The sequence below is a fragment of the Bhargavaea ullalensis genome, assembly GCF_042432615.1.
In the GTDB taxonomy this organism is placed as follows: domain Bacteria; phylum Bacillota; class Bacilli; order Bacillales_A; family Planococcaceae; genus Bhargavaea; species Bhargavaea ullalensis.
In genome coordinates, this window is the sequence record NZ_JBHLWY010000009.1 from 1 (window position 1) to 19,765 (window position 19,765).

General features: G+C 57.5%; 23 protein-coding genes. 4 read left to right on the top strand and 19 right to left on the bottom strand.

Annotated elements, in window-relative coordinates:
* Nucleotides 1-81 precede the first annotated feature (81 nt).
* The 3 genes from ACFFIY_RS02335 to ACFFIY_RS02345 are packed head-to-tail and all read right to left on the bottom strand — an operon-like array spanning nt 82 to nt 2,473.
* Nucleotides 82-1,071: a D-alanyl-D-alanine carboxypeptidase family protein gene (locus ACFFIY_RS02335; RefSeq protein ID WP_354198540.1), complete on the bottom strand. Its 990-nt coding sequence runs from the start codon at nt 1,069-1,071 to the stop codon at nt 82-84.
* A 58-nt stretch (nt 1,072-1,129) separates the two neighbouring features.
* Nucleotides 1,130-1,729, bottom strand: coding sequence for an SMC-Scp complex subunit ScpB (gene scpB, locus ACFFIY_RS02340; protein WP_354198538.1), 600 nt, complete (start codon nt 1,727-1,729; stop codon nt 1,130-1,132).
* Nucleotides 1,730-2,473 carry a segregation/condensation protein A gene (locus tag ACFFIY_RS02345; protein ID WP_354198536.1) on the bottom strand — a complete coding sequence of 248 codons (744 nt, stop codon included), beginning with the start codon at nt 2,471-2,473 and terminating at the stop codon, nt 1,730-1,732.
* A 42-nt stretch (nt 2,474-2,515) separates the two neighbouring features.
* On the opposite strand from ACFFIY_RS02345, the gene ACFFIY_RS02350 reads away from it, so the two are divergent.
* On the top strand, nt 2,516-3,025 hold the full coding sequence (locus tag ACFFIY_RS02350; protein WP_354198534.1) for a DUF309 domain-containing protein: 510 nt from the start codon (nt 2,516-2,518) through the stop codon (nt 3,023-3,025).
* On the opposite strand, the gene ACFFIY_RS02355 is transcribed toward ACFFIY_RS02350, so the two are convergent.
* The 12 genes from ACFFIY_RS02355 to ACFFIY_RS02410 form a co-directional block, all read right to left on the bottom strand.
* A complete protein-coding gene (locus ACFFIY_RS02355; protein ID WP_354198532.1) occupies nt 3,019-3,390 on the bottom strand; it encodes a GNAT family N-acetyltransferase in 372 nt (123 codons plus the stop codon). The genes ACFFIY_RS02350 and ACFFIY_RS02355 overlap by 7 nt on opposite strands.
* A 142-nt stretch (nt 3,391-3,532) precedes the next feature.
* Nucleotides 3,533-4,861, bottom strand: coding sequence for a diaminopimelate decarboxylase (gene lysA, locus ACFFIY_RS02360; RefSeq protein ID WP_376837166.1), 1,329 nt, complete (start codon nt 4,859-4,861; stop codon nt 3,533-3,535).
* Nucleotides 4,862-4,929: 68 nt separating this feature from the next.
* Entirely contained in the window at nt 4,930-6,384 is a 1,455-nt protein-coding gene (locus ACFFIY_RS02365; protein ID WP_354198528.1) for a spore germination protein, read from the bottom strand.
* Nucleotides 6,381-7,175, bottom strand: a complete 795-nt coding sequence (locus ACFFIY_RS02370; RefSeq protein WP_354198526.1) for a SigF/SigG family RNA polymerase sporulation sigma factor — start codon at nt 7,173-7,175, stop codon at nt 6,381-6,383. Before ACFFIY_RS02370 ends, ACFFIY_RS02365 begins: the two co-directional genes overlap by 4 nt.
* Nucleotides 7,176-7,178: 3 nt before the next feature.
* The gene (spoIIAB, locus tag ACFFIY_RS02375) at nt 7,179-7,628 is read right to left on the bottom strand and encodes an anti-sigma F factor (protein WP_354198524.1); all 450 of its coding nucleotides are present in this window, start codon (nt 7,626-7,628) and stop codon (nt 7,179-7,181) included.
* On the bottom strand, nt 7,618-7,974 hold the full coding sequence (locus ACFFIY_RS02380) for an STAS domain-containing protein (protein WP_354198522.1): 357 nt from the start codon (nt 7,972-7,974) through the stop codon (nt 7,618-7,620). The genes spoIIAB and ACFFIY_RS02380 overlap by 11 nt, the downstream gene beginning before the upstream one ends.
* Before the next feature lie 968 nt (nt 7,975-8,942).
* Entirely contained in the window at nt 8,943-10,244 is a 1,302-nt protein-coding gene (locus tag ACFFIY_RS02385; protein WP_354198520.1) for a pyrimidine-nucleoside phosphorylase, read from the bottom strand.
* Between the two features lie 54 nt (nt 10,245-10,298).
* On the bottom strand, nt 10,299-11,483 hold the full coding sequence (deoB, locus tag ACFFIY_RS02390; RefSeq protein WP_354198518.1) for a phosphopentomutase: 1,185 nt from the start codon (nt 11,481-11,483) through the stop codon (nt 10,299-10,301).
* Nucleotides 11,484-11,566: 83 nt separating this feature from the next.
* Nucleotides 11,567-12,469, bottom strand: a complete 903-nt coding sequence (gene xerD, locus ACFFIY_RS02395) for a site-specific tyrosine recombinase XerD (RefSeq protein WP_354198516.1) — start codon at nt 12,467-12,469, stop codon at nt 11,567-11,569.
* A gap of 75 nt (nt 12,470-12,544) precedes the next feature.
* Nucleotides 12,545-13,009 (bottom strand): ferric iron uptake transcriptional regulator, encoded by a 465-nt coding sequence (gene fur / locus ACFFIY_RS02400; RefSeq protein WP_354198514.1) that lies wholly within the window; start codon nt 13,007-13,009, stop codon nt 12,545-12,547.
* Nucleotides 13,010-13,112: 103 nt separating this feature from the next.
* A complete protein-coding gene (locus tag ACFFIY_RS02405; protein ID WP_354198512.1) occupies nt 13,113-13,625 on the bottom strand; it encodes a hypothetical protein in 513 nt (170 codons plus the stop codon).
* Nucleotides 13,626-13,679: 54 nt separating this feature from the next.
* Nucleotides 13,680-14,228 carry an NUDIX domain-containing protein gene (locus tag ACFFIY_RS02410; RefSeq protein ID WP_354198510.1) on the bottom strand — a complete coding sequence of 183 codons (549 nt, stop codon included), beginning with the start codon at nt 14,226-14,228 and terminating at the stop codon, nt 13,680-13,682.
* Nucleotides 14,229-14,297: 69 nt separating this feature from the next.
* Here ACFFIY_RS02410 and ACFFIY_RS02415 point away from each other — a divergent pair, with 69 nt between their 5' ends.
* On the top strand, nt 14,298-15,200 hold the full coding sequence (locus ACFFIY_RS02415; RefSeq protein WP_354198508.1) for an aldo/keto reductase: 903 nt from the start codon (nt 14,298-14,300) through the stop codon (nt 15,198-15,200).
* Nucleotides 15,201-15,264: 64 nt separating this feature from the next.
* Here ACFFIY_RS02415 and ACFFIY_RS02420 read toward each other — a convergent pair whose 3' ends face one another.
* Together ACFFIY_RS02420 and ACFFIY_RS02425 are read right to left on the bottom strand one after the other, a co-directional pair.
* Nucleotides 15,265-15,528, bottom strand: coding sequence for a YqkE family protein (locus tag ACFFIY_RS02420; RefSeq protein WP_354198506.1), 264 nt, complete (start codon nt 15,526-15,528; stop codon nt 15,265-15,267).
* Between the two features lie 29 nt (nt 15,529-15,557).
* The gene (locus tag ACFFIY_RS02425) at nt 15,558-16,742 is read right to left on the bottom strand and encodes an acetyl-CoA C-acetyltransferase (RefSeq protein WP_354198504.1); all 1,185 of its coding nucleotides are present in this window, start codon (nt 16,740-16,742) and stop codon (nt 15,558-15,560) included.
* A gap of 81 nt (nt 16,743-16,823) precedes the next feature.
* On the opposite strand from ACFFIY_RS02425, the gene ACFFIY_RS02430 reads away from it, so the two are divergent.
* Both ACFFIY_RS02430 and ACFFIY_RS02435 read left to right on the top strand, forming a co-directional pair.
* Nucleotides 16,824-17,732, top strand: coding sequence for a hydroxymethylglutaryl-CoA lyase (locus ACFFIY_RS02430; protein WP_354198502.1), 909 nt, complete (start codon nt 16,824-16,826; stop codon nt 17,730-17,732).
* 21 nt (nt 17,733-17,753) lie between these two features.
* On the top strand, nt 17,754-18,692 hold the full coding sequence (locus tag ACFFIY_RS02435) for an alpha/beta hydrolase (protein WP_354198500.1): 939 nt from the start codon (nt 17,754-17,756) through the stop codon (nt 18,690-18,692).
* Nucleotides 18,693-18,743: 51 nt separating this feature from the next.
* Here ACFFIY_RS02435 and ACFFIY_RS02440 read toward each other — a convergent pair whose 3' ends face one another.
* A complete protein-coding gene (locus ACFFIY_RS02440; protein ID WP_354198498.1) occupies nt 18,744-18,965 on the bottom strand; it encodes a YneF family protein in 222 nt (73 codons plus the stop codon).
* Between the two features lie 69 nt (nt 18,966-19,034).
* Nucleotides 19,035-19,511, bottom strand: coding sequence for a sporulation inhibitor of replication protein SirA (gene sirA / locus ACFFIY_RS02445; RefSeq protein WP_354198496.1), 477 nt, complete (start codon nt 19,509-19,511; stop codon nt 19,035-19,037).
* Between the last annotated feature and the right edge of the window lie 254 nt (nt 19,512-19,765).

Sequence of the window (19,765 nt, forward strand, 5' to 3'; positions counted from 1 at the left end):
ATGTTCAGGAAAAAGAAAAACTGTAGCCAAAGGAGCATTAGGCTCACTTTGTCTACAGTCTGAGACCGCATTTTCATGCGGTCACTTTCGCCTGATCTTCATTTTCCCGGAGGCAATGACTTTTCCGTCCAGCCGAATCTGCCAAATTCCTTCATTTCCAGTTCTCGGCACAACCGCCGCATGTGTCAGCCGGTCGCGCTCCTCCTCGGTCACCAAGACGGTGAGCGGCTCTGCGAGTGTGCCCCGGAGACCCGGCAGGAGAGCATACGTGCCGGGCTGCGCAGCGGTCACGAGTTCATAATCACTGAACGCCTGATCTGACAGCCGGCGGTGGGTGTTCCAGTCATCGCCGTCGTCGAGCGTGACGACGATGACCGCTTTCCCGTCCTGCTCAAACTGGGTCGCCAGCGTCCTGCCCGCACGTTTTGTGAATCCGGTTTTGCCGGCGACCGCCGAGCCGTCTCCGCGGACAAGCCGGTGCTTGTTCTGCCAGGCGTTCCCCTCGCCGAACTTGTAATACGGCGTGGAAGCGATCTCCCGGAATTCGCGGTTCTCCATCGCAAGCTTCAGCATCAGCGCCGTTTCATAGGCCGTCGACAGGTGCCGGTCGTCATGAAGGCCGGATGGATTGGTGAAGGTCGTCTTTTGCAGTCCGGCCAGCTCCGCTTTTTCATTCATCATCCCGACGAAGCCCTCAACCGATCCGCCCGCGTCCTCCGCGAGGCCGACTGCCGCGTCATTGCCCGAGCGGAGCATCAGACCGTACAGCAGGTGCCTGGCCGGAACCCGCTCCCCCGCCTCAACATAGATTGCCGATCCCTCCTGGTCGTCCGCATTCCGCGAAATTTCAACCGTCCCTTCCGAGCCTTCGGCGTCAAGGTATGTGAGCGCGGTCCAGATTTTCGTCAGGCTTGCGATCGGCATCTGCTCCATCTCATTGCTGCCATCGAGCAACCGGCCGTTTTTTGCATCGATGACCGCGTAGGCGCCCGCCGCAGATACAGACGCAGCGGGGCCGGCCAGCAATGCAATCAAAATGACCATCCAACTGGTGAGCAGCTTGTTACGCACAGTCCACCGCCTCTGATAATTTGGTCGTTGTCCGCCGGATGCACATTCAGTCAGTCAATCAGTCTGCCGATTCATCGGCGAATGTTTCGGTGAACGAGGACATGAAAAGATCCAGTTCCTCTTCGCCTTCTTCTCCCTCCGGATCCGCAAGTTTCGGCAGGTCTTCAATCGAAGCCAGGCCGAAATGATCAAGGAAGGCGTCCGTCGTCCCGTAGAGGATCGCCCGGCCCGTCCCTTCCGCTCGGCCGGTTTCTCTCACCATCCCGCGCGTGACGAGCGTCTGCAAGGGCCGCTCTGATTTTACGCCGCGGATTTCTTCGATTTCGACGCGGGTGATCGGCTGCCGGTAGGCGATGATCGCCAGCACTTCAAGCGATGCCTGAGTCAGCGACTGTGCCGTCGGGTTTTCAAGGAGCCGCCGGACCGCTTCCGCATGCTCAGGTTTCGTCACGAGCCTGAATGTTCCGGCCACCTCTGTGAGCATGATGCCGCGGCCATCCGACCCGTCGTAGTCTTTCTTCAGAATGGCGATCGCGCGTCCGACCGCCTCCAGGTCCGTTTCGGTCGCCTCCGCAAGCTGCCGTCCGGTCAGGCCGTCCTCCCCCGCCACAAACAGAAGGCTTTCGACCATTCCGGTAATCCGGGTCTCATTGTCCATTCATTCCACTTCTTTCTTTAGGATGACCGTCAGTTCTTCGAAGTTCCCTTCCTGTTCGACGGTCACTTCTCTTCGTTTCATCAGTTCCAGGATAGACAGGAACGTCACCACGAGCTCGGACTTCTCTCCCGAACGGAACAGGTCGCCAAACAGCGCACGGCCGCCGGCGCGGCCAAGCGAACTGATGACGCTCTCCATCGTATCGGCAATGGAGATATCCTGCCTGGCCACCCTCGTCCGGAGCGGTGCCCGCAGTTTCTTCCGCTCCATCATCTTTCTGAAAGCGGCGATCATGTCGTGAATATTGAGTCCTTCTTCCGGAAGCGGCGCCGGCACATCCCCGCCCGGTTCCACCGGTGGTCGGGAATAGGATCGGCCCCGCTCTTCCTCGTATTCCTTCAGGACGCCGGCCGCCTCTTTATATTTCCGGTATTCGATGAGCCGTTCGACCAGTTCATCCCTCGGATCCGGACCGTCATCGGAAAAGTCATCCGGCTCGGGCATTTCCTCTTCATGGACCGGGAGCAGCATTTTGCTCTTGATCGCGAGCAGCGTCGCGGCCATGACCAGGTATTCACTCATTTCATTGAGCTCAAGGACTTTCATCGTATGGATATGATCCATGTACTGCTGTGTCAGCTCGGCCATCGGTATATCATAGATATCGATTTCAAGCCGGTTGATTAAGTGCAATAATAGATCAAGAGGCCCCTCGAACGCCTCAAGTTTCACCAAATAAGACAAAACGGTTCACCTGCTGTCGTTTTTTAAGGGAGGACGATTGGGATGCATGCGCTCCGTCATCCGCTTTTCATCAAGTTTATGGCGTATTTCAACGGGAATCAAGATTATTTCGAGTGCCACGAAGTTTTGGAAGACTACTGGAATGAGGTGGCGCCAAGGGATAAGACCCATCCGCTCGTCGGCTACATCCTCGTTGCGGTGGCGTTTTACCACTGGAGGCGCGGCAACTTTGCCGGTGCGGAAAAGTCGATGGAGAACGGGTTGGGTAAGCTCTCCGGTGCACTTGAAGAACGTCCGGAGTTCTTTGAAGGCATCGACGCCGGACAGCTTCTCGCTTCCGCCGGCCGGTCGCTGAACGAAATCCGTGCGGGGCAGCCGTTCCGTTCATTTGAGATCCGGGTACTGGATCCGGATCTCCAAGCGGCCGTCAACACGACGGCCTCTTCCCTGACAGACAGAAGAAACAGCCCGTCCCTCATTCACAAACATATGCAAAGACACCGGTCCGCTATGCCGGTCCGGCCGAAAAAAGGGAGGGACAGCCGTCATTGACGGTCTGTCCCTCCTTCGATCATTTCCGGGCACTTTTCAAGAAACGGCCTCGTCGCTTCGGTGGCTTTGAACGTTTTCCCGGGCAAAAGCGCTGCAAGCTTCCCGACCATCGCTTTCCCGATTCCTTCACCTCTGTGCGACGGGTTGACCGAGACGTGGTGAACCGTTACGGCATCCCCCTCAATCTCGGTGCCGATCAGGCCGATGTAGTCCTCTCCCTGCTTCCAGAGAAACAGCTGGAAACGGTCATCCGATTCATACCGGCTGATCGTCTCCTTCAGCTTTTTCAGGTCTTTTTCCTCCGGCATGAAGGAGAGAAGGCCCATCGCGATTTTTTCGAGTGATTTCTTATAGCGCAACAGCATATTTCAATCCCTCTTTTTCGTGTTCTCTGCCGGTCTCACTGTGACGGCGGTCCTGCGTTGGGCGCGATGAAAAGCCAATAGACGGCTCCCCATATGATCGCCATGACGACAAGGACGAGGAACAGAATGATGTTCGATTTCCTCAACGGATTCCTTCCTTTCCCACTGTTGCGGGTTCGGCGTCCAGGCGGACCAGGTCCTCGTAAGTTTCTCTCCGGATGGCAAGGCGGTGTTCCCCGTTTTCCACAAACACGACCGCGGGCCGGGGCAGCCGGTTATAGTTGCTGGCCATGGCATATCCGTAGGCACCTGTGCAAAAAACAGCCACCAGGTCCCCTTCCCGGACACCGGGCAACAGCGCCTCTTCGATGAGCTTGTCTCCGGACTCGCAGCACTTGCCCGCAATCGTATACCGGGCATCGTGCGGCTCGTCCATCCGGTTTGCCAGCGCAGCCGAGTACCGGGCGCCGTACAGCGCGGGGCGGATGTTGTCGCTCATGCCGCCGTCCACTGCAAGATAGTGCCTGACTCCCGGCACCGTCTTTTCGGAGCCCGCTCTGTACAGGGTCGTGCCGGCATCGCCGACGAGCGACCGGCCCGGCTCGATCCAGATTTCCGGCAGCGGATAGGAGGCTTCCTCCGTGGTCCGCTTCACGGTCCGGATCATGCTTTTGACATACTCCTCCGGTTCAAGCGGATGATCTTCCTCCGTGTACCGGATGCCGAATCCGCCGCCGAGATTGAGCACGGAGCAGACGAATCCGCGCTCCCGGCGCCAGGAATCCATTTTGCCGATGAGCGACTCCGCGGCGAGGCCGAACGCCTCCGTGTCGAAAATCTGGGAGCCGATATGGCAATGGAGGCCAAGCACCCGGATTTCGGGGATTTCCGACAGGCGACGGAGCGCTTCGTCTGCCTGCCCGTTGTTCAAGTCAAACCCGAACTTCGAGTCTTCCTGGCCGGTCGTGATGTAGTCATGCGTATGCGCTTCGATGCCCGGCGTAACGCGGATCAGCACATCCATTCTCCGCGATGAACCGCGGGCAAGCCGGCCGATCATTGAAATTTCAAGGAAATTGTCCGCGACAATGCATCCGACGCCTTCTTCAAAGGCCATCCGGAGCTCTTCTTCACTTTTATTGTTGCCATGGAAATGGATCCGCTCCGCAGGGAAGCCTGCCCGGATGGCAGTGTACAGTTCTCCCCCAGAAACAACATCCAGCGACAGGCCTTCTTCCTCGGCGAGCCGGTAAATGGCCATGCAGGAAAATGCCTTGCTCGCGTAGGCGACCTGTGCCGGCACCCCTTCGTCCGAAAATGTTCTTTTGAACGCACGCGCACGGGACCGGAACAATCCCGTGTCGTATACGATGAGAGGCGTGCCGTATGTATCGGCCAGCAGGACCGAGTCCATGCCGCCGATTTCAAGATGACCCTTGTTGTTGACTGTCTGTGCTCCGTATAGATGCACGCTGCTCATCCCCCCGGCTTGTTCTACTACAAACTTTACCATGAAGGAAGGGAACGTGCAATCGGCCTTCAGGTGCGCCTGCGCTGCGGCGAATCGGTGATGAACGGCCTGATGGCATCCTGCGTCATCGGGAAGCGGATGACGACACGGCCAAGCGCCTTCGGGAAGAACGGAACGAGCGGCCACAGGTACGGAACGCCCATCGGCTTGACCCAGCACAAATACCAGAACATGATCCCGATGCCGATGAAGAATCCAGGCGGTCCGAGAAGGGCGGTCAAGATCAGCAGCCCTGTACGGAAGATTTTCGCAGATATGCTTAGTTCATAAGACGGGATGGCAAATGTGACGACCGCCGTCAGGGCGACGTACAGCACCACTTCCGCCGTGAACAGCCCGACGTCGATGGCGATCTGGCCGATGATCACCGCAGCGATCAGGCCCATCGCCGTTGTCAGCGGGGTCGGCGTATGGATGGCCGCCAGCCTCATGAATTCAATGCCTGCATCCGCCGTGATGATCTGAAACAAAAGCGGGACCGAGCCATGGTCTTTCGGCCCAAGAAAATCAAGTGCCGCCGGCAGATGGCTGCTGTGCTTGACAAGCAGATACCAGAGCGGCAGGAGGAAAACGCTGGCCAAGAATCCGGAGAACCTGAGCAGCCGGACCGCGGTGCCGATGAGCGGTGCCTGTCGATATTCCTCGGCGTGCTGCAGGTGATGGAAAATCGAGATCGGCACAAGAAGCACGGACGGCGACGTATCGACGATGATGGCGATATGGCCTTCCAGAAGGTGGGCGACGCATATATCCGGCCGTTCGGTGAACCGGACGAACGGAATCGGGTGGAACCGCTGTTTGAACAGCATCTCCTCCAGCTGCTTGTCGGTCATCGTCATCCCGTCGTGCTCAATCTGTGCAAGACGGTCGCGGATCATGTCGACGTGGGCGCTGTCGGCGACCCCTTCGATGTAGCCGATCGCCACGTCCAGCCGGCTCCTTTCGGAAACCCGGTGGATCTGGAAGCGGAGCTTCGGGTCCCGGAGGCGCCTGCGGATGAGCGCCGTATTCATCAAGAAGTTTTCGGTGAATCCGTCACGCGAGCCCCGGACCACTTTCTCGTTGTCCGGCTCTTCCGGCTGGCGGCCCGGATACTCGCGCACATCGGCGAGGAACGCAGAGCCGTCATCCATGATAAAAGCGGCCTGCCCGCTCAGGACCGCGTCGATCAGGTCATCGACGTCCTTTGCCGGGCCGGCCGCATGATAAGGGAAGAACGTGAGGAAGTTGGATCGGTCGATCATTTCCTGAAGCGTGTCCCACTCGTCATCCACCTGCATGGAAGTGAGCAGTTCGGTCAAGACCTGGCCGCTCACCAGACCGTTCATATACACCAATGTGGCCGGCTCTTTCCGCAGGTGAATGTCCGCCAACACGAAATCGAAAGTCTCCCCTTCCCCGAAGAGCGCGCCGAGTTGTTCTTTTGCCTGATCTCTGCTGTCGTATAGACGCTTGATCGTCATCCTTCCCCTTTCATCTTCACTGGTTCCCGGACAAGATCCGGCCTCATCCAGGTCTTCATCTTCGAAAGGATTTTTTTCTCGAGCCTCGACACCTGAACCTGTGAAATGCCGAGGCGTTCTGCAATGTCGCTTTGCGTGCAGTCCATATAAAACCGCATGATGATGATCGTCCGGTCACGCGGATCCAGGCGGGAGATGACATCCTTGAGCGGGATGTGTTCGAAGCCGCGCTCCGAACGCTCATCCCGCACCTGGTCCATGAGCGTCACCGAATCTCCCTCTCCCTCGTACAGCTGTTCCTGAAGAGAGGCGGGATCCCGCATGGCATCCATTGCGACAATCACTTCGCCGGGCGGCACTCCGATGATTTCGGAGATTTCCGTGATGGTCGGCGAACGCTCATGCTCTTTCATGAAGTCATCCGAGGCATGCCGGATCTTGAAGTTGAGTTCCCGGATGGAGCGGCTGACCTTCACCATGCCGTCGTCACGGAGAAACCGCTGGATCTCCCCGATGATCATCGGCACCGCATAGGTGGAGAACTTCACGTCGTAGCTCAGATCGAACTTGTCGACGGCCTTGAGCAGACCGATGCATCCGATTTGATACAGATCGTCCAGTTCGACGCCTCTTGAAGAAAAGCGTTGGACAATCGACCAGACGAGCCGGGTGTTTCCCTCCACCATTTCACGCCTGGCATCCGTATCCCCCGCCTGGGCGGCGGCGATCAGCTCCCGCATCCTTTCCTGTGTCAGCAACGATTGCTTTCGCTGTGTCCCATGCTCTTCCATTGTTCACCCCGTCGTCCGGCAGACTTCGGGCACCGGGGAAAAAGTTTTTTTGAACGTGACCGTCGTCCCGCTGCCCGGCCGGGATTGGACTTCCAGATGGTCGGCGAAGCTTTCCATGATCGTAAAGCCCATTCCGGACCGCTCCGCCTCCGGTTTGGTCGTGAACATCGGCTGCATCGCTTCATTCACGTCTGCGATGCCGCCTCCATGGTCCGTGATCGACACGGTCACTTCCCGGCCGTCCAGCTTCGCCCGGATTTCCACGACTCCCGCCGGATCTTCCGCATACCCGTGGATGATCGCGTTCGTCGCCGCTTCCGAAATGATCGTTTTGTATTCCGAGATTTCTTCTAGCGTCGGATCAAGCGCAGCGATGAAAAACGTAAGTGTCATGCGGGCCAGCGCCTCGTTTTCACTGATGGCGGAAAATTGGAGTGTCATTTCATTTTCCATGCAGGATCCCTCCCAGCCTGTCAATTGCATCCGTCGGCAGCCCGTCAAGAAGATGATCGCCCAGCCCCGACATTTCAAACATCTTCCTCATCGTCGGCGACGGATTCAGGATCACCGTTCCTCCCTCAACCGCCCGCAGGTCTCTCATCCTGCCGAGAATCAGCCCGATCCCCGCACTGTCCATGAATTGCAGGTTGCCGAGATCCCAGATGATCCCGCTGATTGAGCCCCCGTAGATCAAGTGGCTGACCGTCCTCCGGATTTCATCGGCCGAGTGGTGATCGAGCTCTCCCATCGGCCGTACCGATACAATGCCTTCATCCAACATTTCAATCATCTGTTCCATTGGTTGACCCCCTTTAGGCCGTATATTCCACATCTCTCCCGCCTGTTCCTTGCCTCCGACAAAACTAGTGCGAAACCGCCAGAATCAGACCCGCGGCCCGTCCTCCGAGCCTGCCCCGGAAAGGCGGATTTTATACGCGGAATTGCGGATTTGATTAGGAGTATCGGGACGGTTTCGGAGTATGGAGGCAAATATCGGAGCTTGGGCTGCAATTTCGGAGTATGGAAGCAATTATCGGAGTATGGGCTGTAATTTCGGAGTATGGAAGCAATTATCGGAGTATGGGCTGTAATTTCGGAGTATGGAAGCAATTATCGGAGCTTGGGCTGCAATTTCGGAGTATGGAAGCAATTATCGGAGCATGGGCTGTAATTTCGGAGTATGGAAGCAATTATCGGAGCATGGAGGAAAAAGTCCATTGTGTCGGGCGGATCCATCAGTCGAAGAAAACCGCTCGCTTGCCGCGGGCATTGTCTCAGTCTCCTCGAGCTCCGCTCTGCGGGGCCTTCGACTAATGCTATTCCCGCAGGCGTCTCGCGGATTTCTTCTCCTTCTTCTGAGTAGAAATTACATAGAAACAAAGCCTGCGCGCTCACTCAAGTGCTGTATGATTCCACTCGCGCGAGCAATGCGCTCACTCGCAGTTCCTATGATCCCACTCGCCCTTTCTTTTCCGACATCCGCCATCAATCCGCTCGCTTACAGCGGGCATTGTCGCGGGGCCTCGCATTAATGCTATTCCCGCCCGTCTCGCGGATCTCTTCTCCTTCTTCTGAGTGAAAATAACACTGAGAGCCGGACAATACCGAAATTAGAAGACGGGCCACAGTTCCTGCTCAACCTTCGGACAATGAGTGTGATCAAGCCTGACACTTCATCACAGCGAACCCGGCGCCAAAAATCCCCCTCAACCATAAAAACTGTGCAGGCCCCAATCGGCCTGCACAGTTCTGTCACTCTTTCACCTTTTATTGAATATCTCCATGGATGAGCGGCGGCGGGGCGATTCGTTCGGCGCCGATGAGGACGTGTTCGAGAATCATGGAGACGGCGGTGTCGGTGCCGCGTCCATTCGTATGGACATCAGCGATCGGTTCGCCTTTCGCCACCCGGTCACCGACCTTCTTTTTCAGTACAATTCCGACGCCAAGATCAATCTCTTCGTCTTTTGTGGCACGGCCGGCGCCGAGATGCATCGCGGCAACACCGATGTCATCCGCACCGATCGTTTGGACAAAGCCTTCCTGTTCCGCTCTCACGGAAACGATCTCTTTTGCAGCCGGAAGACGGTCAGGATGATCGACGATTTCCGGATCGCCGCCCTGCGCTTCGATGAATGAGCGGAACAGGCGGAGGGCCGAACCGTCTTCGAGGACACCGCGGATCAGGTCAGCGCCTTCTTCCAGTGTTTCCGCCTTGCCTCCCGCAACAACCATCCGGCTTCCGAGTTCCACGCAAAGGTGCGTGAGGTCTTCCGGTCCCTCGCCTTTCAGCGTGGCAATGGCTTCTTTCACTTCAAGCGCATTGCCGACCGCGTAGCCGAGCGGCTGGCTCATGTCGGAAATGACGGCAAGCGTCCGGCGGCCGACCGCATTGCCGATGCCGACCATCGCTTCTGCCAGCCGGCGTGCATCTTCATCCGTTTTCATGAACGCGCCTTCTCCGGTTTTCACGTCCAGCACGATTGCATCGGCGCCGGCCGCGATTTTCTTGCTCATGATGGAGCTCGCGATGAGCGGGATGCTGTTCACCGTCGCCGTGACGTCGCGCAGGGCGTACAGTTTCTTGTCGGCTGGCGTGAGGTTGCCGCTCTGTCCGATGACGGCGAGTTTCAGCCGGTTCACCTGATCCCTGAACTGCTGTTCCGTCAATTCAATATGAAAACCGGTGATCGACTCCAGTTTGTCCAGCGTGCCGCCGGTGTGCCCGAGCCCGCGGCCGCTCATCTTGGCAACCGGCACGCCGCATGCAGCGACGAGCGGGCCCAGGATGAGGGTGGTCGTGTCTCCCACTCCGCCCGTCGAATGCTTGTCCACCAGCGTACCTTCAATGCCCGACAAGTCAATCCGGTCGCCGGAGTCGACCATCGCCATCGTCAGAGTCGCCCGCTCCTGCTCGTCCATGTCCTTGAAAAACACAGACATGAGCAGTGCGCTCGCCTGGTAATCCGGAATGGAGCCATCCGTGATCCCTTCGATGAAATACTGGATCTCTTCATCCGAAAGGCTTCCGCCGTCCCGTTTTTTCTCTATGACATCCACCATTCTCATTTCCGTTCAGCCCGCTTTCTATAAGATTCTCCAATCCAAGCCGGTTTTTCCGTCTCAAGACAGCCTGTCGAGGAAGCTTTGACCGAATTCCGGCAGCTTCACGCCGAAGTTGTCGGCCACCGTTGCTCCAAGTGAGGCGAATGTGTGCTGCAGCGGAAGTTCGCCGCCCTTCTCAAACCGCGGCGACCAGGCGAAGAGGGGAACGTATTCCCTCGTGTGGTCGGTGCCCGGTGCGGTCGGATCATTCCCGTGGTCCGCCGTGATGATCAGCAGATCGTCTTCGCCCATGGCCTCCTGGATTTCCGGCAGGCGGGCATCGAACTCGGCGAGCGCACGCCCGTACCCTTCCGGATCCCGCCGGTGGCCGAACAATGCGTCGAAGTCGACGAGGTTCGTGAAAGACAGGCCGCGGAAGTCCTTGCCCATTACTTCAATGAGCTTGTCCACGCCGTCCATGTTGCTTGTCGTGCGGATCGCTTCCGTCACACCTTCGCCGTTGAAGATGTCGGAGATCTTTCCGACCGCCATCACATCAAAGCCCTCATCTTTCAGCTCATTCATGACTGTCCTGCCGAACGGCTTCAGCGCATAGTCATGCCGGTTCACGGTCCGGCTGAAGTCGCCCGGCTTTCCGACGAACGGGCGGGCAATCACGCGGCCGACGAGGAATTCTTCACGGAGCGTAATCTCCCGTGCGATCTCGCAGATGCGGTAAAGCTCATCAAGCGGAATGATTTCTTCATGGGCCGCAATCTGGAGCACCGGATCTGCGGACGTATAGACGATCAGATCACCGGTTTCCATCTGAAGCGGACCGAGCTCATCGATGATGACCGTTCCGCTGGCCGGCTTGTTTCCGATCACTTTCCGGCCTGTTTTCTCTTCCAGTTCAGCGATCAGTTCCGGCGGGAAGCCTTCCGGATATACCTTGAACGGCTTGTCAATGTTGAGGCCCATGATTTCCCAGTGCCCGGTCATCGTATCCTTGCCGACCGAAGCTTCCTGCATCCTGCCGTAAAAGGCAGCCGGTTCGGTCGCCGGATCCAGACCTTTGAGGGGCCGGATGTTCGCAAGGCCGAGCTTCGCCATGTTCGGCATATCGAGCCCGCCCGTCTTTTCAGCAATGTGGCCGAGCGTATCCGCGCCTTCGTCACCAAAATCGGCAGCATCCGGTGCTTCACCGATTCCGACCGAGTCGAGCACGATCAGATGAATTCGTTTAAATGGTTGCGCTGTCATTTCCAAAAACCTCCTTGGCCGTTTATACCCTTTTCATGAACCATCGTACCATAATTCAGATGTCAGTTGTCATGATTTTACTGTCAGGCACGGGGATGATATTGGCTGTAAACATCTTTCAGGCGGTTTTTCGAAACATGTGTGTAAATCTGCGTCGTGGAGATATCGGCATGGCCGAGCATCTCCTGGATGGCCCGCAGATCGGCGCCGTTTTCGACGAGGTGCGTGGCGAATGAATGACGGAGGATGTGCGGTGTGAGCTCCTTCGTGATTCCGGCCGTGCGGGCATGTTCATTGAGCAGTTTCCAGACACCTTGCCTGGACAGCCGCCCCCCTCTTGCATTCACAAACAGCGCATCCTGAGCACGCCCGCCCTTGAGCAGCTGAGGACGGGCTTCGTTCAGATAGACGGACACCGCATCGAGCGCTGTCCGGCCGAGCGGGATGATCCGCTCTTTGCCCCCTTTTCCGAACACGCGTGCAAAGCCCATCGTCAAATGGACATCACCCGTATTCATGCCGATGCACTCGCTCACCCGCATCCCGGTTCCGTAAAGCATCTCGAGCATCGCCCTGTCTCTGACGCCAGTCGGCTTCGAACGGTCCGGTGCCGAAATGAGCGCATCGACTTCTTCGACCGACAAGACACGCGGAAGCTTCATCTCAAGTTTCGGCAAGTCAAGCTGGACCGTCGGATCTCCCGTGGTGATCTGCTCGCGCACGAGAAACTGGTGAAACGAGCGGATGGATGAAATATGACGGGAAATCGTCCTCGCCGACTTCCCGTCCGCCTCCAGGACTTTCAGGTATTCGATGATATCCTGCCGCGACACCCCGTCCAATGAGCCCGCATCCGTGCTTTCGGCCAGATGACGGAGATACCCCCTCAGATCCCGCCGGTATGATTCAACCGTGTTGTCCGCCAGCTGTCGCTCCACTTTCAAAAAATGAATATAGTCCATCAACGCGTCGTCCGCTTCTTTCATCTGGCATCCCCCCTGTTTGATCTGATCGGATGAAAAAAAGGACAGCTTTCGCCATCCCCATTACTGTTATGTCGTTTATGTACGTTCCGCGTCATCGGAAGTCTCGCCGCTGCATCGCCAGCAGATTCCATGGAACGTGAGACGGTGGTCCTTGATCTGGAAATTCCATCTGTCTTCGACAATCTGCTCCACGTCTCCAAGCAGATCTTCCTGAATTTCATCAACCGCGCCGCATTCAATGCAGACAAGATGATGATGGAAATGGGCAGCGCCTTCCTGCCTGAGGTCAAAGCGCGATACCCCGTCACCGAAATTGATCTTGTCGACGACTTTCAGTTCCGTCAGCAGCTCGAGCGTCCGGTAAACGGTCGCCAGTCCGATTTCCGGCGCCTTTTCCTTCACGAGCAGATAGACATCCTCCGCACTCAGGTGGGCCTCTTCATGTTCCAGGAGGACCCGGACAGTCGCCTCTCGCTGGGGCGTCAACTTATAGTTCGCATTGTGCAGCTGTTTTTTGATCCGTTCAATCCTGCTCTCCATGAGACGCCCCCCCTCAAACTGCTCTCATTATAGCAAACCACATCGCCCGGTTACAAGATGGCCGCCGTTATTCTTGATAACAATTATTATATGATAATCATTTTCAGTTATCAAGCAAATAGAATAGACCTATCTCTCCGGCAAGGGCGAAAGCGGAAATGACGGCGATCCTCAGAGCTGCCGCCTGTCGGTCCCTGCCGAAATGCCTCTTCAGCATGAACGGAGGTGCAAGGTTCATGCAAAACAGGATGAACAGCACAGTCAAAACAAGCTGTCCGGGGAACCACCAGAGGGCATAGTACTTCATCGCCCCTTCCTGGCTGATGAGAAATGCGGACGCGAGCCCGAAGTAAACCGAACGGATGCCGGCAAACAACAACACCGAATGCCGGAGGGCCGCATGGGAAGCGAAAAAGAGGGCGATCACATGAAACGCGGCGAACGAGGCGGCGGCTCTCCATGGGAATCCGGATGCCCCCAGTCTCGCCCGGTTGTCCACGAACACGGCGACCGCTTCTGCCATGCCGGGACCGGACAGCCGATAAAGCACAGTCCCGCCCGTATAGCCGATGATCAGGAGCGTCAGAAGATAAAGAAATGGGAGCGTACGTGGCACGGCCTGCACCTCCTGCTGTTTTGTACATGCTATGCCTGTCCGCTCCCCGTCATGTCAACGGACGTTCCGCGCCCCTTTAGCCCAAAGGATGGAAAATGCCGTCTTGGCATCAAAAATCCGGCCGTCAGCCACCATCTCCTCCGCTTCCTCAAGCGTGACTTCATGCAGCTCCACAAACTCATCCTCATCGCCTTGCAGGGGATTTTCGACGGCGTTGAGCCCCTTTGCGGCAAACACATGCACCACTTCATCCGCAAATCCGGGGGAAGTCGCGAAACTCGTGACCGCTATCAGTTCATCGCAAGCGTAGCCCGTTTCTTCTTCCAGTTCGCGGCGTGCGGTCACTTCCGGAGCCTCGCCCGGCTCGAGCTTGCCTGCGGGCACTTCAAGCATCGCCTTGCCGAGCGCCTTCCGGTATTGTTCGACAAGCACGATCCGGCCGTCTTCCAGGATGGGAATGACGGCCACCGCCCCCGGATGCCGGACGAGCTCCCGCTTTGCGGATTTTCCGTCCGGCAAGATCACATCATCCAGTTCCACGGTAATGATTTTCCCTTGATAGATCGTCCGGGTGCCGATCGTCTTTTCTTCGAACTTTTCCAAATGGCTCATTCCTTTCGGTTGGTCGTCTTGATGTATTCATTATACTATTGTCGGGAGGGGGTGTTCTCGTTGGAGAAACGAAAACTTGGAAATGACGGGCCGTATGTGTCAGAGATTGCGTTCGGCTGCATGTCGCTGCCGGACGATCTGGATGCATCTTCCCGGATCATCGATGCCGCCCTGGACGCGGGCATCAACTACTTCGACACTGCCGATCTGTACATGCGCGGGCGCAACGAGGAACTGACCGGACGGGCGCTCGGCAGCCGCCGGAAAGACGTGATCCTGGCGACCAAGGTCGGCAACCGCTGGACGGAAGGCCGTGACGGCTGGACATGGGACGCATCGCCGGAGTATATCCGGAGCGCCGTCCGGGACAGCCTCCGCCGCCTCCAGACGGATTACATCGATCTGTACCAGCTCCACGGCGGGACAAATGAAGATGACCTGGACGCCGTGATTGATGTGTTCGAAGAACTGAAAAAAGAAGGGCTGATCCGCCAATATGGCATTTCATCGATCCGGCCGAATGCCTTCCGCCCGTTTCTTGAAAAAAGCGAAGCCGTTTCTGTCATGATGCAATACAGCCTGCTTGACCGCCGGCCCGAGGAATGGCTTGCCGGCATCCAAAACAACGGTGCATCGGTCGTCGCCCGCGGCCCGCTGGCAAAGGGGCTGCTCACCGCCGAAGCCGGGAAGCGCTCCGCGCAATCAGAAGGATTTGAATCTTATTCGGGAAGCGAACTCCGGGAAATTGCCGATGAATTTTCAAGGTTGCCCGGCAGTCTGCACGGCGCAGCGCTCGGTTTTGTGCTTGGCCGTCCGGAAGTGGCGGCTGCCGTGGCGGGCGCAAGCAGTGCCGGCCAGCTCGAGGAAACGCTGAAGGCCTACCGGGACATGCCTGACAAAGAGACGATCGAAGCCTACGCCGCTTTGACGAAGACGGCCCGGTATGAGAATCACCGGGAATAAGACCGGAAAACGGACGAAAGCACCGGGGCGATTGCGCCCCGGTGCTTCCTTTTGCAAAAGCCGGTCAGTCTTTCTTGCGGCCGTCCCCATATCCGTACCGGTCGAGGAGCTCCCCAAAGGACATGTTCTTCTCGCGGTCGCGGCGAGCCTTGGCGGCTTCTTCCTTCTTCCGCGTCTCTTCTGCCTGTTCGCTTGCAAGCAGGTCTTTTTTCGCCTGCATCAGTTTCTGCAGCGTGTCGCCGCCGAGTCCGTCGGCCACCGTCGCCCTGCCTTCGGCATCCCGGCTCCGGTCCCGTTCAGGCTGCCGGGCTTTTTTCTGTCTGGACATATTTCGCTCACCTTCCTGCGTTCACTTTCTCACGGCCTGGTGACGATTGTGGCCACACCCTGGCCGCCGCCGATGCACAAGGTCGCCAGGCCGTTCTTCGCGTCCCGCCGCTCCATTTCGTGGAGCAGCGTCACGAGGATCCGGGCACCGCTCGCACCGATCGGGTGTCCGAGCGCAATGGCGCCGCCGTTGACATTCAGCTTGTCGTGGTCAAACCCGAGTTCTTTGTCGACGGCAATCGACTGGGCCGCAAACGCCTCGTTTGCCTCCACCAGGTCCATGTCCGCGAGTTCCATCCCCGCCTTTTCAAGCACATTGCGGACCGCCTGGACGGGACCGATCCCCATGACGGCAGGGTCTACGCCCGCATTGGCATTGGCCTTGATGACGGCGAGGCCCTTGATGCCAAGTTCGTCCGCCTTCTCCTTAGACATGACGACAAACGCCGCAGCGCCGTCATTGATGCCCGAAGCATTCCCGGCCGTCACGCTTCCTTCCTTCTTGAACGCAGGACGGAGCTTTGAAAGCTTGTCCGCCGTCGTCCCGGCCTTTACATACTCGTCTGTGTCAAAGACGACCGGGTCTCCCTTGCGCTGCGGGATTTCAACCGGCACGATCTCCTCTTTGAAACGGCCGGCTTCAATGGCAGCCGCTGCACGGGACTGCGACCGGGCCGAAAATTCATCCTGCTCCTCGCGGCTGATCCCGTAGCGGTCGCACAGGTTCTCCGCCGTCACGCCCATGTGATAGTCATTGAACGCGCACCATAGCCCGTCGGAAATCATGCTGTCGACGAGGTTCTGGTCGCCCATCTTGAAGCCCTCTCGTGCACCTTTTACCAGATAAGGCGCCTGGCTCATATTCTCCATGCCGCCAGCAACGATGATGTCGGCGTCCCCGGCCTTGATCGCCTGCATCGCCAGATGCACTGCCTTCAGACCGGAGCCGCATACTTTGTTGATCGTCATCGACGGAACGGTTTCCGGCAGGCCCGCCTTCATCGCGGCCTGGCGTGCCGGGTTCTGGCCAAGCCCCGCCTGGAGAACGTTGCCCATGATCACTTCATCTACGTTGCCTCCGTCCACACCGGCACGGTTCAACGCTTCTTTGATGACGATTCCTCCAAGCTCAGTTGCCGGAACATCCTTCAATGCGCCGAGGAACGACCCGATCGCCGTCCGGACAGCGCTTACAATCACCACTTCGTTTGACATACCCCTAACCCCTTTCCGTCCTCTGTAAAGTTGCCATGCCCCGTCCCCATCCTTAAAATGATAGATGGGAGGGGGTTCATCATGTTCAGTTTACCAAAAGAAGCAACAATAATCGAGGTCGGGCCGCGTGACGGCCTGCAGAATGAGAAGAATGAAGTTCCGACGGACGTCAAGCTCCGGTTCATCCGCGCGCTTCAGGATGCGGGCATCCGCGAGATGGAAGTGACTTCATTCGTCTCGCCGAAGTGGGTGCCGCAGATGGGGGATGCGGCGCAGATCATGGACAGCGTCCCTCGCACCGGCCGGCAGTTTGTCCTTGCGCCGAACGAACGCGGCATCGAAAATGCAAAGGCGGCGGGAGCGGACAGCATCGCCGTGTTCGTCGGCGTCTCTGATTCATTCAATAAGAAAAACATCAACCGCTCCACCGCAGAAAGCATGGAGGGCCTGGCCCCGCAGATCCGGCAGCTGAAAAAAGACGGCCTTTTCGTGCGCGCCTGCATCTCAACGGCATTCCATTGTCCGTTTGAAGGCCCCGTCGACCCCGAGAAGACGTTAGAGCTGTGCAGGCAATTTGCCGAGCTCGGCGCGGACGAATTGAGCGTCGCGGACACGAACGGCATGGCAGATCCAGCCGAAAGCTACCGCCTGTTCAGCCGGCTGAAGGAAGAATTGCCCGATCTGCTCATCACGGCACATTTCCATGACACGAGGAAAATGGCACTTGCCAATATCCTGGCTTCCCTTCAGGCCGGAGTTGACCGGTTCGACACTTCTGCCGGAGGTCTCGGCGGCTGTCCGTTCTCGCCCGGCGCAACGGGCAACGTCGCCACCGAAGACGTCGTCTACATGCTTGAACGTATGGGCGTGGCAACCGGAGTTTCTGTCGATGCGGTTTGCCGGGCGGTCGATGAGATTGCCGGCACCGTTTCGCGTCCGCTTGCATCCGGGATGTATACTTTGCATCAAAATGGCCAACCCAAGCAATAATCCGGAAAAGGAGGACACCTTATGGAATCCAGAAAAAAACGGTTTGCCGTGGCAACCGGAATCGTTGCCGGGGTGTCCGCCGCCATCGGCTCTGCCGCCGGATTCATCGCCACCAACAAACTGATGTACATGAAAAAGAAAGAAGACGACTTTATTCGCCAACGCGAAATCAATGCGAAGCGGTTTGACGAAGGCTGGTACGACTCGGTCGCCAAACAGGAGCGCTGGGTGGAATCGCCGAACGGATACCGGCTCATGGCGGTTCTGCTCGAGCCGCTCGAGACAAATCACTACGTCATCATCTGTCACGGCGTGACCGAAAACAAGATCAACTCGGTGAAATATGCCCGGATGTTCGAACGGCTCGGATTCAACTCCGTGATCTATGATCACCGCAGGCATGGCGACTCCGAGGGCAAGACGACGAGTTTTGGCCATTATGAGAAAACAGACCTGGCCGCCGTGGTGGCCGAGCTTCGGAATTACGCGGGAGAGGAGGCGGTCATCGGCATTCACGGCGAATCGATGGGAGCCGCTACCGCACTGCTTTATGCAGGGATGGGCGGGGACCGCGCGGATTTCTATGTGGCAGACTGCCCGTTTTCCGATTTTACGGATCAGGTGCTATACATCCTCAGAAGAGACACGCCGTTCCGTACGGGGCTGGCAATCCGTCTGGCGAACATCTTCCTGCGGGTGCGGGACGGCTACACCCTCAGCCTCGTGTCCCCAAGGAAAACGGCTCCGGACATCCAAAAGCCCGTGCTGTACATTCACAGTCTGGAAGATGATTTCATCCTGCCGGACATGACACGGGAACTTTACCGGCTGACCCCGGAGCCAAAGGAAATCCGCTTGTTCGAAAAAGGCGGCCATGCCCAGTCATACAATGAAAATGCCGCGGAATACGAGGCTGAAGTAAAGGGTTTTCTCAGCCGCAACGGCTTTTTGCCGGGCTGAACCCATTCAAAAACGCGCACTCCCTTGAGGAGGCGCGTTTTTTTGTCTGGATCACTTGTCGTTCATCTTGTTCATTTGAGCCATCATCTGATTGATCTTTTTCTGGGATGGCTTCATCCCCATCTGCATCATCAGCATCCGGATCATCTGTTCATTGATCGGCGGGTTCTCTTTCAGGTAATTCATCATATATTTACGTGCGATGAAAAAGCCGAGAGCCACCCCGGCGAGCAAAGCGACGATGATCAGGACAATCCACCAAGCGGTCGCCATGAGAGTTCCTCCTTCGTGCAGTCGATTTCACGGATAGTGCACCAAGGAGAAGTATACAACAAAAAATTATCAGCGACTACTGTTTCCGCATAATTCCCGGATAGACACAAATCCGCTTTCCCAAAAGCGCACCGGCTTCAGCCACCCGCACTCGCGGCTTCCTTCCCTCACGGCAAAGTAATGGCCGCTGACGCCGGCCAGCCCGGCAAACAAGTCCAGATCCAGCATCCGCGTGCCCTCGCAACCGACCGTCAGGCTGTACGGCCCGAAACCGATCCGGATCGTACCCTTCACGGGATGGTGGAAGATCAGCTCCTCCCCGTCACGCCCCATTTCCGGAAAACGTCCGTCCAATCTGCCCATCAACGCCTCGGACACCGCTTCCCGGCATATCGGCCTGCACAGGTACCGGACTTCCCGGCCGTCCTCCCGGTGAACCGGACGGCTGCCGTGATCGCCGCCGAGCATCTCCTCAAGCAACGACTCCCGGCCGATGACAAACGACCGGTGATCCCCTTTCACTTCATAGATGGTATACACCCGCATGACCGCGCCCCCTCTTTTTTAACCATCATACCGGCTTTATGCAGAAAACCGTGTCAGGTTACGGAGAAGAACCCCACTACTTTTGTCGAATAACCAAAAGCGGAGCGGGCCTGCCAAGACCCGACAGGCATAAGGCAGGATGCAGAGCGAAGCCCGCTTCGCGGCGCATCGTGACTTATGACCCCGAGGGTCTGGCCCGCGCAGCTGGATGAACCAAAAGCGGAGCGGGCCTGCCAAGACCCGACGGGCATAAG